Raw genomic sequence first — 17,189 nt, forward strand, 5'->3', positions numbered from 1 at the left:
ACTACCGGAAATGAATATAAATGAATTAGTACTCCGTTCACAGGACAGTATCTGTGTAAATGAAAGCCGGTTGCGGCATAAATGGTATCACCAGCTAAAATATATACTGGTCGGCATTGCGTTCGGCATTGTCTTTATAAAGGCCGAAATTATCAGTTGGTATCGCATCCAGGAGATGTTCCGGTTCCAGTCTTTCCATATGTATGGCGTCATTGGCAGTGCCGTTATCACAGGTATGCTGTCTGTATGGATCATCAAAAAGTGGCGGTTGCGTACTATTTATGGGGAACCGGTTATGTTGCATACTAAAAAATTTAACAAAGGACAGGTGTATGGCGGTTTGCTCTTTGGTTCGGGCTGGGCGCTCACGGGTGCCTGTCCCGGCCCGTTGTTTGCACAGATAGGTACCGGTGCTACTGTAGTAATTGTAACGTTGTTGAGCGCGGTTGCCGGCACCTGGATCTATGGGCGTTTCCGCGAGAAACTGCCTCATTGATCGAACTAACAAACATTAGTAACCAGTGTGACAGCAGTCACCGTATCTTCTCTAACGTAATGGTAATTTGCATTTAAAACCAACAGTATGAAAATTCAGCAATTTGAAGATCGTCCGCTTGCGCATTATTCCTACGCGATTTTGAGTGAATGTGCAGCCGAAATTGTCTTAATAGATCCTTCCCGCGATATAGCACCCTATCTTGAGTATGCTCGCGTGAATAACGCCAGGATAACCGGTGTTATAGAAACCCATCCACACGCTGATTTTGTAAGTGGGCACCTGGAACTGCACAAGACTGCCGGCGTCACTATTTACTGCTCGAAACTTGTCGGCGCCTTTTATCCGCATACGACGTTTGATAGTGGTAACGAAATATCGTTTGGTAAAATAAAATTAAAGGCCCTTAATACCCCCGGTCACTCTCCCGATAGCATTAGTATCGTACTAGAACATGAGGGGAAAGATAAAGCTGTTTTTACGGGTGATACATTATTTATCGGCGACTGCGGCCGCCCCGATCTGCGCGAGCAGGCCGGGAACATTACTGCGGCCCGCGATTTGCTGGCCAGGCAAATGTATCATTCACTGCGAAACGAACTCCTTGTGCTGGATGAGTCTGTAGAGGTATATCCGGCCCATGGTGCCGGTTCTCTTTGCGGCAAATCGCTTAGCCAGGACAGTAGCAGCACTATCGGCCGGGAAAAACGGACGAACTGGTCGTTGCAGGATATGTCTGAAGAAGCATTTGTACAGGCACTCAATACCGATCAGCCATTCATACCGGCATATTTTACATACGATGTGTCGGTGAACCGCAAGGGGGCTGAAGTGCTGGCGAATGCGCTCGGCAATGTCCGGCTGTACGGCCAGCCAGTTATTACGGACAATCATGTAGCCGTTATAGATGCCCGTCCTGCGGTTTCTTTTAAAAAAGGCGCACTGCCCGGCGCTATAAACCTTCAGGATGGTAATAGCTTCGAAACCTGGCTGGGCACACTGGTTAAGCCCGGGGAGGCATTTTACCTGGTGGCCGAAACGACAGAGCAGCTACGGAAGCTTGTGGCCCGCACCGCGAAGATCGGTTATGAACCGTTTATCAGGGAAGCCTTCGTATTACAGGAAGGCCCTCAACGGATGGAAGTGCTGGATGTTGAAGATTTTAAGCTCCACGAACACGCATACACCATTGTTGATGTACGCAGTGCCGGGGAAGCCGCAGCTAAACCTATCTTCAGGGAGGCGCTTAATATACCGCTGAACGAATTGCGGGAAAGAGGAAGTGAGATTCCTTTAAACAAGCCGGTAGTGGTCCATTGTGCCGGCGGTTACCGCAGTGCGGCCGGCAGTAGCATAGTCGCCGGGTTGTTGAAAGGAAAAGCCAGCGTATATGACCTGGGCGAAACGGTAAAGGAATTTACGTTACCGGCACTACAGGGGTAGTTGATGTACCTTTAATATGGGTGTAAAAGCACAGCACAGGTTGCAAATGTGATTAGCGGGAGCAGTTGCCCCTGCTAATCACATACTTATTGGCGGTGAGCTGTAATAAAAAGTTTATTTTACGAAAGGATAGCTTTTCGGATTATATACAGTTTAAAAAATTATGGAAGAGAAAAATTTGAAGCAAACAAGCGATCACCTGGCCAATGAACGAACTTTTCTTGCATGGGTTAGAACAAGTATAGGTATCATGGCTTTTGGTTTTGTAGTGATGAAGTTTTCTTTGTTCGTGAAACAACTTTCTTTAATAACCGGAACATCTGCCATTTTGCCCTCCAGGGGATATTCCGCTATTATTGGCGTGCTCCTTGTTGCCGTAGGCGCAATTACGACGCTGTTGGCTTTTGTGCGATATAAAAAAACAGAAAGAGAGATCACGCTTGGCCAGTATCAAAACTCGGCGCTGTTGCTTAGTTTATTAACTGTTTTTATATTTTTTATTAGTGTCTGCCTTATCTTTTATCTCATAACTACTTCATGATTTAAAAGGCTTAGGAACGAATACGCCCTTCCCGGGCCACAGTTAACTTTCTTTATCACGAATAACTACCGTTTATACATTAAAGCTGCCCTGATGACGATCAGGCTTCAATTTTTTATTACTTTGGTGGTCTGACATTTTTCACTAAATCCCTTCGATCACTAACTTATGCAGAGAACTACATTCCAAAATACAGTGCCTGGCAAGTGCCTCGCCTTTGGCGTGTATGTACTTTTTTTCTTCGTGCAGTTGCACCTTCGCTATGTATGTATTCCGTCGTATGACGGGATGGCACAGCCGGATAGTTATCGGTCGGCACACAAACAAACCGGGGCCGGTATATACACCGATGGCTCCCAGGGCGTATCGAAACTACAGGTAAAACTAAACAAGCGATATTTTCCGACTCAAATCTACGGGCCCTTACCCTTACAACTACAGTTCAATCTGGCGGAGGTCGTGTTACTGTTGAAAACAGAAGCGACTACTGTAACGCCTGCCCTGCAATTTTCCCAGTTAACCTGCTCGTTACTTCGCGGCCCCCCATCTATCTGTTAAATATATTTCGCACTACATTCTCTGTTATAATGGCATAGGTGACTATCTACTGGTTGCCTGAAATGTTATATTCTTAATACTTGATCATGTTTCATTTTAGAAAGATGCGCTGGCTGTGCAGCTGGCTGCTTATTTCCTTTTGCGTGCCATCTGCGGCGCAACAACCTGTACTTACGCTGAAAGAACTGCTTATTCATGTAGACCGCAATGCGCCCTCCCTGGTGGCTGATTCTGCTGCCATCCGGATCAGGCAGGCGCAGGAAGTGGCAACACGTGGCAATAGTCTTCCTTCTCTGAAGGTAAACTACCAGGTAAACGCGGGCACCAACAATAATATGCCAGGCGGTTATTTTTCCTATGGCATTGTACCTGGCAATTCCCGGGTGCGTATAGAGGATAACGCCAGTACTGCACTTGGCGATCTTGGAATTGCGGCTTTCGACTGGGAGGTGTATAATTTTGGCGCCTACGAGGCTCAGCGAATGGTAGCCTCTTCTGATCTTCATGTGGAGCAGGCGCGTTTTGGACAAAGCCGCTATGAATGGCATGCTTACACAATAGAAAACTATCTTCAGTTACTCCGGCTGAATGAACTTGTTAAAATACAATTGCAGACCATCCAGCGTAATACCGAAATACGCCGGTCTATTCAGGCGCAGGCGAAAAGTGGAATTATAGCCGGGGTAGATACGAGTATTGCCGTGGCAGAGCTTTCCAGGGCAAGGCTGAATTACCTGGAACTATCCAATCAATACCGGCAGATCCAGCTGGGTTTGTCAGCCATCAGCGGATTAACGCCCGATCTGCTTGTTCCCGACACGGCTTTAGCTGCGAAACTTATTTTGTTCAACAAAACGGTATCGATTCAGGAAACCGATACGGCACATCATCCCAATATTGAGTTGTATAAGTCGATGTACCGGAACAGCCTTGATAAAGAGCGGCTGGTACGAAAAAGTTACAGTCCGAAAATTTCGCTGCAAGGTGCGGTATGGGGCAGGGGTTCCAGTATTAGTGCTTCCGACGAATTCCGTTCGCTTAACAAAGGGTTGGGCTTCGAAAGGGGTAATTACCTGGTGGGAGTTGGTATTACCTATAACGTGTTCGATTTTAAGCGCAGGCACATGCAGCTATCGGTTCAGGAGGCCTCTACTGAATATGCAAAACGAAAACTGGACGAACAACGGTCTCTGCTCGTTTTGGGCATCAATAAAACCGACGCCGATCTGCAAACCGCATTGCAACGCCTTGAGGAAATTCCCCACCTGCTAAATGCAGCTCAGGCAGCCTACCGGCAAAAGTTTTCGCTTTATAGAAATGGCCTCACCAACATTGTGGAGCTGAATGCGGCGCAAAACACACTGTACCGGGCTGAAATAGACTATACTAATGCTCACTATCTCTATTGCAAAGTGCTGTTTCAAAAAGCCCTGAATGAGCATGTGGTGGATGAGGTTCTAAATAATATACTTAACTGATTGATATGTCGCTAGTTTCTTCTGCACTAAAACGCCCGATAACCACTGTCGTAGTCGTCGTTAGTTTGCTTCTTTTTTCGGTAGTTACAGCTATTAAAATACCGATTGATATATTTCCGAAACTTAACCAGCCTACTATTTATGTGATCGAGTCGTACGGAGGTATGTCTGCACAGCAAATGGAGGGCTTTTTCTCTACCCGTTTGCAGGATCAGTTCCTGTATGTGAATGGCATCCGCAATATTACAGCAAAAAATATCCAGGGGCTTACAATGCTTAAATTGAGCTTCTACGAAGGCACGGATATGGCCGAAGCTTCGGCACAGGTGGCGCTACAGGTGAACAGGGCCATGAAGTTTTTTCCTCCGGGTGCATTGCCGCCACAGGTGGTGCGGTTCGATGCTTCGTCGCTACCGGTGGGGCAATTGGTCGTGTCCAGTAAGTCGCGCAATCTTAAAGAGATTTATGACCTCGCGGCCACCCGGGTAAGGCCTGCATTTGCCAGTATCGCCGGGCTATCTGCGCCACCGCCTTTCGGGGCCAACTCGAGGGCTATCACTGTAAGTGTAAACCCAAGTAAACTGCGTAGCTATAATATCACGCCCGATGAGGTGGTAAGCGCGCTGGCCAAGTTCAATGTAATGTCGCCGTCAGGTAACCTTCGGCTGGATAATACGATGTATCTCACTACTATGAATACCTTGTTAAAGGAGGTAGAGGAATTTGGAGATATACCTATTGTAACGAAAAATGGTGTTCCTGTTCTGGTAAAGGATGTAGCCAGGGTAGCTGATGCGGCGGATGTGACGGTAGACTACGCGCTGATCAACGGGAAACGATCTGTATATATACCGGTGGTAAAAACGGCAGATGCTTCTACCTGGGAGGTGGTTAAAAACCTGAAAGGGAAAATGCCGGACATGCAAAGCCTTTTGCCGGATGATGTGCAGCTGTCTTACGAATTTGACCAGTCGGTGTTTGTGGTAAATGCAGTAGAAAGCCTCATCACGGAAGGTGGCCTGGGTGCCCTGCTTACCGGCCTGATGGTGTTGCTCTTCCTGCGCGACCTTCGCAGCAGTCTTATCGTGGTGATCACTATCCCGGTGTCAATTCTTATTGGTGTACTCCTGCTGAGCGCCTTTGGTCAAACGATCAATATTATGACGCTGAGCGGACTCGCGCTGGCAATCGGTATTCTGGTAGACCAGGCCACGGTTACTATTGAGAACATACACCAACACCTGGAGATGGGTAAGCCCAAGCGGCTGGCTATTTACGATGCCTGCCAGGAAGTCGCTTTCCCATTGTTGCTGATCCTCATGTGCATCCTGGCCGTTTTTGCGCCCTCATTCCTGATGAATGGCATTCCGAAGGCGATGTTCCTGCCGCTATCATTATCGATTGGACTAACGATGATCATATCCTATATTCTCGCGCTGACGCTGGTACCGATACTTTCCAACTGGATGATCAAGGAGGAAAAATACAGCTATCATCATGGACAGTTGCACGCCCATGCAGGTCAGGCTTTTGATAAAGAGGAGATACAGCAGATCGACAGGCACCTTGAAGAAGAGGTAAAGCATCCGGAAAAGAACGACTTTTTCGAACGCGTTAAGCTGAAGTATGTAAATATTTTGCAGCGCAATATGCCACGGAAAAAATGGCTGATACCATTGTACCTGGTCATCTCCCTTGGGTTGGCTGGTCTGGGTTTTGTCGTCATCGGAAAGGATATGATGCCTAAGCTGAACAACGGACAGTTCCAGCTGCGTATTAAGGAACCAGATGGTACCAGGCTGGAGAGGACCGAAGAAAAAATGCGACAGGTGTTGAAGATTATCGATTCCACCGTGGATCACCACGTAGCGATCAGTTCTGCCTATGTAGGATTGATTCCCAGCAGCTACGGTACCAGTAACCTGTATATTTTCAATACTGGGACGCATGAAGCGGTGTTGCAGGTGAATCTTGATCACGAATACAAAGTGAATATGGACGACCTGAAAGAGGCACTTCGGAAGAACATAAAACACTACCTGCCAGAGCTTCGCATCAGCTTCGAGCCGATAGATATGACCGAAAAGATTATGAGCCAGGGCGCGGCCACACCCATTGAAGTTCGCGTGGCCGGAAAGGATTTGAATGAAATTGTGGGCCATGCAAATAAACTGGTCAGCAAATTCAGGCAGATACCTTATTTACGGGATGTGCAAATTGCCCAGCCACTGAAATTCCCGGTGGTGGCTATCCGCATCGACCGCCTCAAGGCTGCGCAGTTAGGTTTGAACGTAGCCGATATTGCGCGCTCAGTAACGGCCAGTACTTCATCCAGCCGGTTTACTGAAAAAAATCAGTGGTTGGACGAGTCGAAGGCTTACACTTACCAGGTGCAGGTGCAGGTGCCGGAGTATGTAATGAACACGATGGACGAGCTGAAGGAAATTCCACTGGTAAAGGGGCAGAGCAGCCCGGTTTTAGGCGATATTGCCAGTTTTACCACGGACTATGTACCCGGTCAATATGACCGTTCTGGCCCACGCCGTTTTTTAACAGTGAGCGCAAATATTCACCACCAGGACCTCGGCAAGGCAACAGTTGCAGTGGAGAAGGCAATAGCGGAAGCCGGGGCTGCGCCTAAAGGTGTAATAACGGAAGTGAGGGGTATGAGCAGCCTGTTAAACGAAACCATGGCCAGCCTACAGAATGGACTGCTGGTCGCCATTATCGTTATCCTGTTACTACTGGCGGCAAATTACCAGTCGTTTAAGCTGGCTTTTGCGGTTTTAAGTACGGTGCCCGCAGTTATTGCCGGTTCGTTAATACTGCTGCTTGTTACAGGTTCTACGCTTAACCTGCAGTCTTACATGGGCATGATCATGTCTACCGGTGTGTCGGTGGCCAATGCCATATTAATCGTAACAAACGCGGAAAACCTGCGTATCGGCTATAAAGATGCTGCCAGGGCGGCCGTAACAAGTGCCGGCATAAGGCTTCGTCCGATCCTGATGACAAGTTTTGCGATGATTGCCGGTATGATCCCGATGGCTTCCGGTATGGGAGAAGCCGGAGAACAGTCGGCTCCGTTAGGCCGCGCTGTAATTGGCGGGCTTGCGGCTTCGACTATTGCAGCATTGTTCATTTTGCCGCATGTGTTTGCATGGGTGCAAAACAGGGCAAGCGTTCAATCGCCCTCTTTAATGCCAGAGGAGGAAATCAGATCAAATTAATCCAGTCAGTTAATCAGAAAAAAAAATTAGATGAAACATACATTTTTTTTAGCAGTCGGAATCAGCTTTTTATGCGCCTGCGGCGAACGCCGGCAACCAGTCGATATGACAGGTAAAGCATCTGCCGGTAAAGAAAGCCATTATGAGATCGGTGCCGTTACCGCCAAACCTTTAGCGAGTTATGTTAAACTACCCGGACAGCTAAAGCCGTTCGAGGAAGTTAATATGTATGCAAGGGTAAATGGCTTTGTTAAAGAAGTGCTGACAGATCGTGGAGGGACAGTTAAAAAAGGACAGGTGCTGGTAACCCTGGAAGCTCCGGAGCTGGAATCCCAGTTGCAGGCCGCTACCTCTAAATATGTGCAGGCGCAGGAAAACGCGGTGGCCAGTAAAGATAAGTATCGCAGGTTGAAGGAGGCCGCTGCGGAAGAAGGGGCTGTAGCACCTCTTGAAATTGACAACGCCCTTTCCCGTATGAAAGCGGATGAAGCCGTGGTACTGGCAGAAAAGTCAAACGTCGAATCCATGAGGAATATAAGCAGTTACCTTAGCATTACTGCTCCTTTTAATGGAATGATCGTTCAGCGCAACGTTTCCGCCGGTGCCCTTGTGGGACCGGGTAGTAAGTCTAATGACCAGCCAATGCTGGTACTGCAGCACCTCGAAAAACTGCGGCTGGAAGTTTATATTCCGGAGGCATATGTAGATAAAGTAGATCTTAAAAGACCGGTAACATTCGTGTACAATGCCATGCCCGGTAAAGAAAATACCGCTACGATCAGCCGCTCGGCAAATGCCCTGGGCAGTCTCCGTTCCGAGGCGGTAGAAATAGATATCAATAACCGTGACCTGGAGTTGAAGCCGGGCATGTACGCAGAGGTGAAAATCCCTCTTTTATCTGCTTCCAAGTCTTTGCTGATACCCAATAACGCCATCGTACGATCTACTGAGCGGCAATACGTAATTAAGGTAGAGGATGGGAAGGCCAGGCTGGTCAACATCCAGGAAGGGTTAAGGACAAAAGATTCGACTGAGGTGTTTGGCGCTTTACAGGCAGGCGATGAAATTTTGCTGCATGCAACGGATGAAATTGCGGAGGGGGCAGAAGTTAAATAGTCTGGATTTAATAGACCGTTTATATTGAATTATTTATATGGAGATATAAAAAGGTCGGTTCTGCGGAGTTGTCAGATACGTTGCCCAAATATGGAATACTTGATGCGAATGTCAAAGAAGGAACTGCGAGGAAGATATTCCCCGGACTGTAGAATCGTTCAGCAGTTTTATTATTTTTGATCACTTTTTTAAAGCTAACGGTACTATTCCTTTTTTACACAATATTGGCCTCATTTATGCGTAAAGGAAATTTCAGGGTTCTTTTGGTGGATGATGATCCGGACGACCGGGAGATTTTTGGAGCGGCCCTAAGGGAAATAGACAACACGATTCGGGCTGTTTACGCGATCGATGGTGATGATGCGTTGGCCAAACTTTCAAAAATGGGCCTTTCCATTCCTGACATTATTTTTCTCGATATTGAAATGCCAGGAAACGACGGTATACAGCTATTAAGTATAATCAGGAATATGGAAGACTACCGGTATGTGCCAATTGTTATCTACTCCAATTCACAGCGACCTGAGGATATAAACAGGTCAAAAGGAATGGGGGCTAGTGCCTATATTACGAAACATTGCAGATTTGCGCTTCTATGTAAAGAACTTAGCCAAATTCTTAGTGAGTACATATCATAACGATTTAATACTATACTTAGACCGTGAACGAAGAAATCCGCATTATTGGCAAAGATGGCAGCGATTTGTTCCGCAAGTTTCTTGACATCCTGGAACAGAAAACTGGAGTTAATTTTCACAATTATAAGCCAACCACGCTTTCCCGGCGTATTATACGCCGGATGCACTTGCTTAATATTGAAAGCGCAGATGAATACCTGGTTTATTTACAAAACCATGAGCTGGAGCATCACCAGCTTTTCCGGCAACTATTAATCCACGTTACAAGCTTTTTTCGCGACGAACCGCATTTTGATTACCTGTGCAGTGAAATAATCCCACGTATACTGGCGGAGAAGACAGAAAATAATACCGTTCGTATATGGGTATGCGGATGTGCTACCGGAGAGGAGGCCTATTCTATAGCCATTTGTCTTTTTGAACACTTTAGCGAGTTATATGACCTGGGACGTGTGAAAATTTTCGCCAGTGATCTTTCTGCGGCCGCTATCGACAAGGCCCGAAGAGCCATATACTCCCCGGCATCAACAGCTAATGTATCGGAACAACGGCTTGAACGCTTTTTTAACAGTCACGCCGGAGGATGGCAGGTGAAAAACTTCATCAGGGATATGTGCGTTTTTGTTCATCATAATGTGCTTGCCGATCCACCATTTGCCAATATAGACCTGGTAAGCTGCCGTAATGTTCTTATTTATATGCAGCCTGTGCTTCAAAAGAAAATACTTTCGATATTTTCCTATGCACTCCGCCCAAACGCTTATCTTTTCCTCGGGAAATCGGAAACAGGAACGGGAGAGGGACATTTTGAGGCAGTAAACAAGACGTTTAATTTTTATATTAATAGCCACAGAAACAGAAAATTATCGCATGTAGGCCCTAAGCCTGCGCAAACAGACCGTGAAATGATCAATCTGGACAAACGCAATGTTTTTGACAAAAAAGATTTTCAGAAGGCTGCAGATGATATATTACTGGCCAGGTATATTCCGGCTGGTGTTGTGATAAATGAGAATTTTGATATCGTTGATTTTCGCGGGAATACGGGTTTTTATATTGAGCCATCCCCTGGAATAGCCAGCTTTAATATACTAAAGATGGTGCGCAAAGGTCTTTACTACGATTTGCAGGAATGCCTTCAGAAAGTGAAGGGAGAACGTTCGTATACAAAATGTGAGGGCATTGCGCTGGAGCATGAAGGGAAATTGCTGCGCATTACGATCGAAATACAGCCTCTTTCTAATACAAAAGAACGCTTTTACCTGGTGTTGTTTCAAAATGTTACGCCTCCCGAGCCGCCAACGCTTGGCCCTGATGACGGCATAAATAATACGCGTGACTTACGTATTCATCAGCTTGAACAGGAGTTAATGGAAAGCAGGGAACAACTAAGGGCCCTGAGCGAACAGCAGGAAGCTACCAGTGAGGAGTTTCAAAGTGCTAACGAGGAATTGAAAGCGCTCAATGAGGAGTTACAGACTTCACAGGAAGAACTGATATCGACGAATGAGGAACTGACCATCCGTAACAAAGAACTCAACCAGGTTAACCGGGAGCTGAATGCCGCCAGGGAGTACGCAGATGCTATTAATAATACCGTTAATGACAGCCTCGTGGTACTGGACAAATCACTCCGGGTTAAATCGGCCAACGCTTCGTATTACGCGACCTTCCAGACGAATTCACGGGAAACCGACGGACGCCTTTTATACGAACTTGGTAACGGGCAGTGGAATTTACCAGAGTTGCGCAGAATGTTAGAACAGGCGGTACTCGAAAAAAAGGAACTGGAGAATTTTGAGGTGACGCTTGATTTTTACCTTCTCGGCTCCAGGACGATGAAGCTTAACGCGCGCAAAATGTTGGATGATACGGATGAAGAGGGGTTGATATTGTTGATGATCGAGGATATAACAGCCGTTAAAGCAGCAGAGCGGCACCTGGAGGAAACAATAGCGAGGCTGGATTTTGCAATGAATGCCGGTAGTATTGGCTCCTGGGAAATTTCTTTACCAGATAAGCAATTTACTGCGTCGGCAACCAGTAAAGTGAACTTAGGTCAGCCGCCGGACGCGGAATTAACTTACGCAAAGTTTCAGGAGATTGTTGTTGCGGCCGACAGGGCGCTTGTGTCAAAAGCGATGGACATAGCGATTGCCACGCATGGTTTGTATAATGAAGAATTTCGCATAGAATGGCCGGACGGTACCTGGCATTGGATTAACGCGATCGGTAAGGCACTGTACAATGATGAAGGCGTGCCGGTGAGTATGATCGGCGTTATTGCTGATATTACGATCCGCAAAGACCTGGAGCAAAAATTACGGTATAGTGAGCAGCATTTCCGGACACTGTCTAACAGTGCCCCGGTAATGATTGCCATGAGCGGACCGAGTGGCGTATTCAATTTTTACAATGAGGACTGGTTGCGGTATACTGGTAAGGAGGAGAGCAGTGTTTATTCAGACAATTACTGGTTTGATGATATACATCCTGAAGATGTTGGCGCATTTATGGAGTTACAAAACAGTGCGTTAACATCCCGTAAGCGTTTTAACGCAGAATTCAGGCTCCGTCACAAAGGAAACTACAGGTGGATGTCGTGCAATGCGATTCCACGGTTTGAGCTGGATAACACCTTTTCGGGCTATACCATGGCGTGTATGGACATTCACGATCAGAAGATGACTAACGAAACGTTGGAAAGGCTGGTTTCTGAACGTACCGTCGAGCTAAGTGATGTAAACGAACTGCTACTGGATCGCAACCGGGAACTGGAGCAATTTGCTTTCGTTACCTCTCACGATTTACAGGAACCATTGCGGAAGATACGGATGTTCATAAGTATGTTGCTGGACAGATCGGAGGGGCAGAACTCAGAAATTAATGACTACCTGCGCAAGATCGAGGGATCGGCCGGTAGAATGACGGGGTTAATACAGGACCTGCTTAACTATTCAAGTTTACAGGAAAAAAGCCGCGAGTTTGTTCCAACAGATCTCAATCAGATTCTCCAAACTGTGTTGGCGGATTTTGACTTGCTGATGCAGGAAAAAGGGTCGTCTATTAATGTTGATACGCTTCCGTTGATTGAGGCCGTGCCGCTTCAGATGCGCCAGTTGTTCTATAATCTGATCAGCAATGCGCTTAAATTCTCTCAGCCAGGCCGCAACCCGGAGATCGCTATTCAGTCACGATTATTAACAGATGGGGAAGTGGAGGAGCGTGGCTTACATAATGGGACGGGCTGGCATCTTATTACTGTGAGCGATAACGGCGTAGGTTTTTCGCAGAGTTACGCCGAAAAGATATTCGTATTGTTTGAGCGGCTTCATGATCGTAAGAAATTCAAAGGTAATGGTATTGGCCTGGCGCTTTGCAAACGCATTGTGGCGAATCACGATGGCTTTATATCAGCTAATTCCATCGAGGGAGAAGGGACTGTTTTTGAGGTTGTTATACCGTTAAAACAAATCAGCGCAAATGCGTAGTTGTTGCAGCAAAATAGCAGGTACAGTTATCAAACCGTGATCCTGCGTCGTAATACCTGCTCCTGCATCGGTGGTGCGGGAGCGACCGCCCTGAATATTCCCTTATATTGCATAGTGAAAGTACCTGTACCCCCAGGTAAATAGAAGGCCACTTGGCGTGAGCGCAATCAAGGGCAGGTGTGATGGTCATCATGTCTGGCGTTAACCGGGTACGGTAGCTTTAGGTATTATACTATAGCTAAAAATATCGTTCATGCCTGATAAAGTAACGCAAATCAATGATATAAAGGGGCTTCGGCAAACAGAGGCCGTGCAATTGCAGGCCAGGCTGGGTAAAAACACTTTCAGTCATGGCAATTCCCACCAGCTGCTGCATGTGTTGTTGGATATTATCCGCGAACCGATGTTCATCCTCCTGGCCGTTGCCTGTTCGCTCTATTTTTTACTGGGGCAGGCGTCTGAAGGTTATATGATGGTAGGCGCTATCATGATCGTAACCGCCATCTCCTTGTATGAAGATATCAGAAGTACGCGCGCATTGGACGCGTTAAAACGCTATACACAACAAAAGGTTAAGGTAGTAAGGGACGGCCGGGAGCAGGAAATGCCGGCGGATGATCTCGTGCCTGGCGATATAATGATGCTCAAAGAAGGCGATATCATTCCTGCAGATGCTTTGGTGTTGCAGCAGAATGACTTTTCGGTAGACGAATCGCTGATAACGGGGGAGTCGTTCCCCGTTGACAAAAAGGAGGAAGGCGATGAAAGTAAGATCTTTCAGGGAACAACTGTAAACACAGGGCAGTGTTACGCCAGGGTGATAGCTATTGGCAATCATACGATATTGGGTAAATTAGGCAAATCGGTGAGTGGGTACGATAGTAGCCGTACTATCTTACAACAACAGGTAGGTCTGTACGTAAAACGACTGGCAATATTTGGCGGGATAGCATTTTTGTTGATATGGCTCGCCAATTATCTTCATAGTGGTGTAATGACGGAGAGCCTGCTGTTTGCACTCACACTTGCCATGGCCGCAATCCCCGAAGAAATACCCGTGGCGTTTTCTTCCTTCATGGCCCTTGGGGCTTACCAGATGAGCCGCCTGGGCATTATCACCCGTCGCCCACAGGTGATCGAAAACCTGGGCGCGGTAAGTACGATCTGCCTTGACAAAACAGGGACTATCACCGAAAATCGTATGCAGGTGAAGGAGGTATATGTTTTCCTGGAGAATAAACTCTTTTCTGCAGGAGATGGCCCGCTGGCGGCGGACGTATTAGGATATGGCAGGCTGGCCAGCGAAACAACACCTTTCGACGCTATGGAGAAGGCTATCCTGGAAGCATATCAAACCCGCGTAAAGGGTTTCCTGTATGAAAATCTTACACAGGTATATGAATATCCCCTGGAGGGCAAACCGCCTATGATGACCCATATTTATGGAGAGGGCAGTCAAAGGATCGCTGCGGCCAAAGGTGCGGCTGAAAGAATCCTCAAAGTTTGCCGGCTGGATGATGATACTGTTTCGACAATATCGGCGCAGGTAAAAGCGGAAGCAGCCAGGGGATACAGGGTGATAGGAGTTGCCTCTGCCACCTGCCCGGGGCAGGAATTGCCCGCAGTACAAGATGATTTCGACTGGCAGCTGCAAGGGTTTATCTGCCTCTATGACCCGCCAAGGCCGAACGTCAGCAACGTAATTACCCAATTTTATGACGCCGGTATTGCCGTGAAACTGCTCACCGGCGATTACCCCGAAACGGCTATGAATATCGCGGGTCAGGTAGGCATCATCGGATATGAACACTACCTCACAGGTAATGATGTGATGGCCATGTCGCCGGAAGACCTGCTGACCGCAGTGAAACAAACAACGGTTTTTGCAAGGATGTTTCCCGAAGCGAAAGAAAAAGTAGTGAGAATATTGTTGACCAATGGAGAGGTGGTGGCCATGACTGGCGATGGGGTAAATGATGCACCGGCTTTAAAAGCGGCGGATATTGGTGTAGCGATGGGCCAAAAGGGTGCTGAAACAGCGCGCAATGTGGCCGACCTGGTAATTACCGATGACGACATGGCCAAGCTCGTGGAGGCCGTTAAGCAGGGCAGGAGGATATTTGTTAACCTGAAGAAGTCGATACGATATATCATTTCTATTCATATCCCCATTATTATTACGGCCGCATTACCCATTCTCCTGGGATGGAAGTACCCGAATATTTTCACCCCTGTTCATGTTATTTTCCTCGAACTCATTATGGGGCCTACCTGCTCCATCTTTTTCGAGCGCGAACCGGTAGAGGCGGACGTGATGAAAATGTTGCCGCGTAAACGGAACAGCAGCCTGTTTAACAGGGGCGAGCTGTTAGTCAGTATCCTACAGGGAGGTGTGATTGCTATTGGCGTACTGGCTCTTTACTATATGGGGATGGTACAGGGCTCGCCGCTGGAAAAGGTAAGAGCAATGGTGTTTACTACGTTGCTGATCGCGAATATTTTCCTCACGTTTAACAACAGGTCCTTTACGGAAAGTCTGGTTGTAACTACACGCTATAAAAATAACCTGGCGATATGGGTTTTACTGAGTTCTATAGTTTTCGTAACCCTGATATTGCTCGTGCCGGCTATTCGCGGCATATTCGGCCTGTCACCCCTGACGTTGCCTGAGTTCAGCATATGCACGGCTACCGCATTTGTATCCGTCATGTGGTTTGAAGTATATAAAATAATTAATAAAAGTAAGATCGCGTAACCGGAATAGGTTAGCTGTTCGCATGACAGTTTTCATACAGGTGGTTGATCATCGTTCTCCAACACCAGTAGCAGGGGCGGTATATTTGAAGTGTCAAATATATTTTCACCTAAAAACTTACGTATATGTCACACAAATCATTAGCAAAAAGGGCAGAACATATTCCCGCAATGTGGAATGACTTCTTTAAACCTTTGAATGATCTTTTTGAAACAGACAACTTCCTCCCGAAACGGATGACAACGCCGGCTGTTAACGTTGCCGAAAGACCGGATGCATATGAATTATCCGTCGGCGCCCCCGGGTTAAATAAAGACGATTTTAATATAGATGTTGAAGGGAACATGCTTACTATCAGTTGTGAAAAGGAGGAGAATAAGGAGGAGAAAGATAAGGGGTATACCCGTACAGAATATAGCTACAGTTCTTTCAGCCGGAGTTTCACGTTGCCGGATGAAGTATTGCAGGAAAAAATAGAGGCATCCTACCAGAACGGCGTGCTGCTCGTAAAGCTGCCCAAGAAGGAAGATGCCAGGAAAGCATTGATATCCAAACATATCGCAGTAAAGTAGGCATAGCTAACTATCGGCCGGCCCCGTCATCTGGCGGGGCTTTTTTATGTCCGTTATCACAATCAACTACCGGCGTGACGGCCATCATCCAGCACAGGCTTTCCTAATCTTAATTTGGTGTTCACGCTATAATCCGGGGAAGACACCCGGTAATTTTTTTCCTCACTTTATAAATATCAATTATTATGAAAACAGATATCAAACTCCAGGAAGATGTAATGGAGCAACTCAGGTGGGAACCTTCGCTGAATTCAGCGGAGATAGGTGTTGCCGCTACAAATGGCGTAATTACCCTGTCCGGCAAGGTAGACTCCTACTATAAGAAAATAATAGCCGAAAAGGTGGTGAGAAGGGTAAGCGGTGTCAAAGCTGTTGCCGAAGACATAGTCGTAGGATTATCACCTTTTGATCAGAAAACGGATACAGATCTCGCCGAATCGGTTGTGCATACTTTTAAATGGGACAATGCGGTGCCTGACGAAAAAATTAGTGTGAAAGTGGAAGATGGTGTGGTGTCGTTATATGGGGAGGTCATGTTTGAGTACCAGCGTACGGCGGCTCAGAACGATGTGCAAAAACTGGTGGGAGTAGTGAGGGTCAATAACTTTTTAACCGTTGAAAAGCAGCCCACACCTTATGATGTAAAACGGAAAATTATGGCGGCCTTTCATCGCAGTGCAACAATAGATGCAAATCGTATTTCAGCAGAGGTATCCGGTAATAAGGTAACGCTTACAGGTATGGTAAGGTCTTTAGCCGAAGCTGATGATGCCATCGACGCTGCCTGGGCGGCGCCTGGTATTGAGGCAGTAGAAAACCTGCTGACACTGGAAGAAGGGGAGTTGGTGTATCAATAACAATATCGTCTATT

At 46.9% G+C, this 17,189-nt stretch carries 12 protein-coding genes; all 12 read left to right on the forward strand.

What is annotated here, in order from left to right; translation table 11 throughout:
• Positions 1-10: 10 nt before the first annotated feature.
• The 12 genes from QZT80_RS17750 to QZT80_RS17805 all read left to right on the forward strand — a co-directional run bounded on the left by QZT80_RS17750 (position 11) and on the right by QZT80_RS17805 (position 17,175).
• Complete coding sequence (locus QZT80_RS17750; protein ID WP_295125015.1) at positions 11-496, forward strand: DUF6691 family protein; 486 nt, start codon at positions 11-13, stop codon at positions 494-496.
• Positions 497-583: 87 nt separating this feature from the next.
• Entirely contained in the window at positions 584-1,939 is a 1,356-nt protein-coding gene (locus QZT80_RS17755) for an MBL fold metallo-hydrolase (RefSeq protein WP_295125018.1), read from the forward strand.
• Positions 1,940-2,102: 163 nt separating this feature from the next.
• Positions 2,103-2,480 carry a DUF202 domain-containing protein gene (locus QZT80_RS17760; protein ID WP_295125019.1) on the forward strand — a complete coding sequence of 126 codons (378 nt, stop codon included), beginning with the start codon at positions 2,103-2,105 and terminating at the stop codon, positions 2,478-2,480.
• A gap of 168 nt (positions 2,481-2,648) precedes the next feature.
• Positions 2,649-3,038: a hypothetical protein gene (locus tag QZT80_RS17765; RefSeq protein ID WP_295125022.1), complete on the forward strand. Its 390-nt coding sequence runs from the start codon at positions 2,649-2,651 to the stop codon at positions 3,036-3,038.
• A gap of 86 nt (positions 3,039-3,124) precedes the next feature.
• Complete coding sequence (locus QZT80_RS17770; RefSeq protein ID WP_295125024.1) at positions 3,125-4,516, forward strand: TolC family protein; 1,392 nt, start codon at positions 3,125-3,127, stop codon at positions 4,514-4,516.
• A 5-nt stretch (positions 4,517-4,521) separates the two neighbouring features.
• Positions 4,522-7,746: an efflux RND transporter permease subunit gene (locus QZT80_RS17775; protein ID WP_295125027.1), complete on the forward strand. Its 3,225-nt coding sequence runs from the start codon at positions 4,522-4,524 to the stop codon at positions 7,744-7,746.
• Between the two features lie 30 nt (positions 7,747-7,776).
• A complete protein-coding gene (locus QZT80_RS17780; RefSeq protein WP_295125030.1) occupies positions 7,777-8,862 on the forward strand; it encodes an efflux RND transporter periplasmic adaptor subunit in 1,086 nt (361 codons plus the stop codon).
• Between the two features lie 236 nt (positions 8,863-9,098).
• The gene (locus QZT80_RS17785) at positions 9,099-9,500 is read left to right on the forward strand and encodes a response regulator (protein WP_295125033.1); all 402 of its coding nucleotides are present in this window, start codon (positions 9,099-9,101) and stop codon (positions 9,498-9,500) included.
• A gap of 23 nt (positions 9,501-9,523) precedes the next feature.
• Positions 9,524-12,991 (forward strand): CheR family methyltransferase, encoded by a 3,468-nt coding sequence (locus tag QZT80_RS17790; RefSeq protein ID WP_295125036.1) that lies wholly within the window; start codon positions 9,524-9,526, stop codon positions 12,989-12,991.
• Between the two features lie 253 nt (positions 12,992-13,244).
• A complete protein-coding gene (locus tag QZT80_RS17795) occupies positions 13,245-15,746 on the forward strand; it encodes a cation-translocating P-type ATPase (protein ID WP_295125039.1) in 2,502 nt (833 codons plus the stop codon).
• Positions 15,747-15,871: 125 nt separating this feature from the next.
• Positions 15,872-16,318, forward strand: coding sequence for an Hsp20/alpha crystallin family protein (locus QZT80_RS17800; protein WP_295125041.1), 447 nt, complete (start codon positions 15,872-15,874; stop codon positions 16,316-16,318).
• A 185-nt stretch (positions 16,319-16,503) separates the two neighbouring features.
• Positions 16,504-17,175: a BON domain-containing protein gene (locus QZT80_RS17805; protein WP_295125044.1), complete on the forward strand. Its 672-nt coding sequence runs from the start codon at positions 16,504-16,506 to the stop codon at positions 17,173-17,175.
• Positions 17,176-17,189 lie beyond the last annotated feature (14 nt).

This window comes from uncultured Chitinophaga sp. (assembly GCF_902168175.1).
GTDB lineage: Bacteria > Bacteroidota > Bacteroidia > Chitinophagales > Chitinophagaceae > Chitinophaga.

Excerpts from the sequence above, each read along its gene's own strand:
- QZT80_RS17805 (WP_295125044.1), top strand. The coding sequence starts at position 16,504 with ATGAAAACAGATATCAAACTCCAGGAAGATGTAATGGAGCAACTCAGG.
- QZT80_RS17795 (WP_295125039.1), top strand. The coding sequence starts at position 13,245 with ATGCCTGATAAAGTAACGCAAATCAATGATATAAAGGGGCTTCGGCAA.
- QZT80_RS17775 (WP_295125027.1), top strand. The coding sequence starts at position 4,522 with ATGTCGCTAGTTTCTTCTGCACTAAAACGCCCGATAACCACTGTCGTA.
- QZT80_RS17765 (WP_295125022.1), top strand. The coding sequence starts at position 2,649 with ATGCAGAGAACTACATTCCAAAATACAGTGCCTGGCAAGTGCCTCGCC.
- QZT80_RS17770 (WP_295125024.1), top strand. The coding sequence starts at position 3,125 with ATGTTTCATTTTAGAAAGATGCGCTGGCTGTGCAGCTGGCTGCTTATT.
- QZT80_RS17780 (WP_295125030.1), top strand. The coding sequence starts at position 7,777 with ATGAAACATACATTTTTTTTAGCAGTCGGAATCAGCTTTTTATGCGCC.
- QZT80_RS17755 (WP_295125018.1), top strand. The coding sequence starts at position 584 with ATGAAAATTCAGCAATTTGAAGATCGTCCGCTTGCGCATTATTCCTAC.
- QZT80_RS17750 (WP_295125015.1), top strand. The coding sequence starts at position 11 with ATGAATATAAATGAATTAGTACTCCGTTCACAGGACAGTATCTGTGTA.
- QZT80_RS17785 (WP_295125033.1), top strand. The coding sequence starts at position 9,099 with ATGCGTAAAGGAAATTTCAGGGTTCTTTTGGTGGATGATGATCCGGAC.
- QZT80_RS17800 (WP_295125041.1), top strand. The coding sequence starts at position 15,872 with ATGTCACACAAATCATTAGCAAAAAGGGCAGAACATATTCCCGCAATG.
- QZT80_RS17760 (WP_295125019.1), top strand. The coding sequence starts at position 2,103 with ATGGAAGAGAAAAATTTGAAGCAAACAAGCGATCACCTGGCCAATGAA.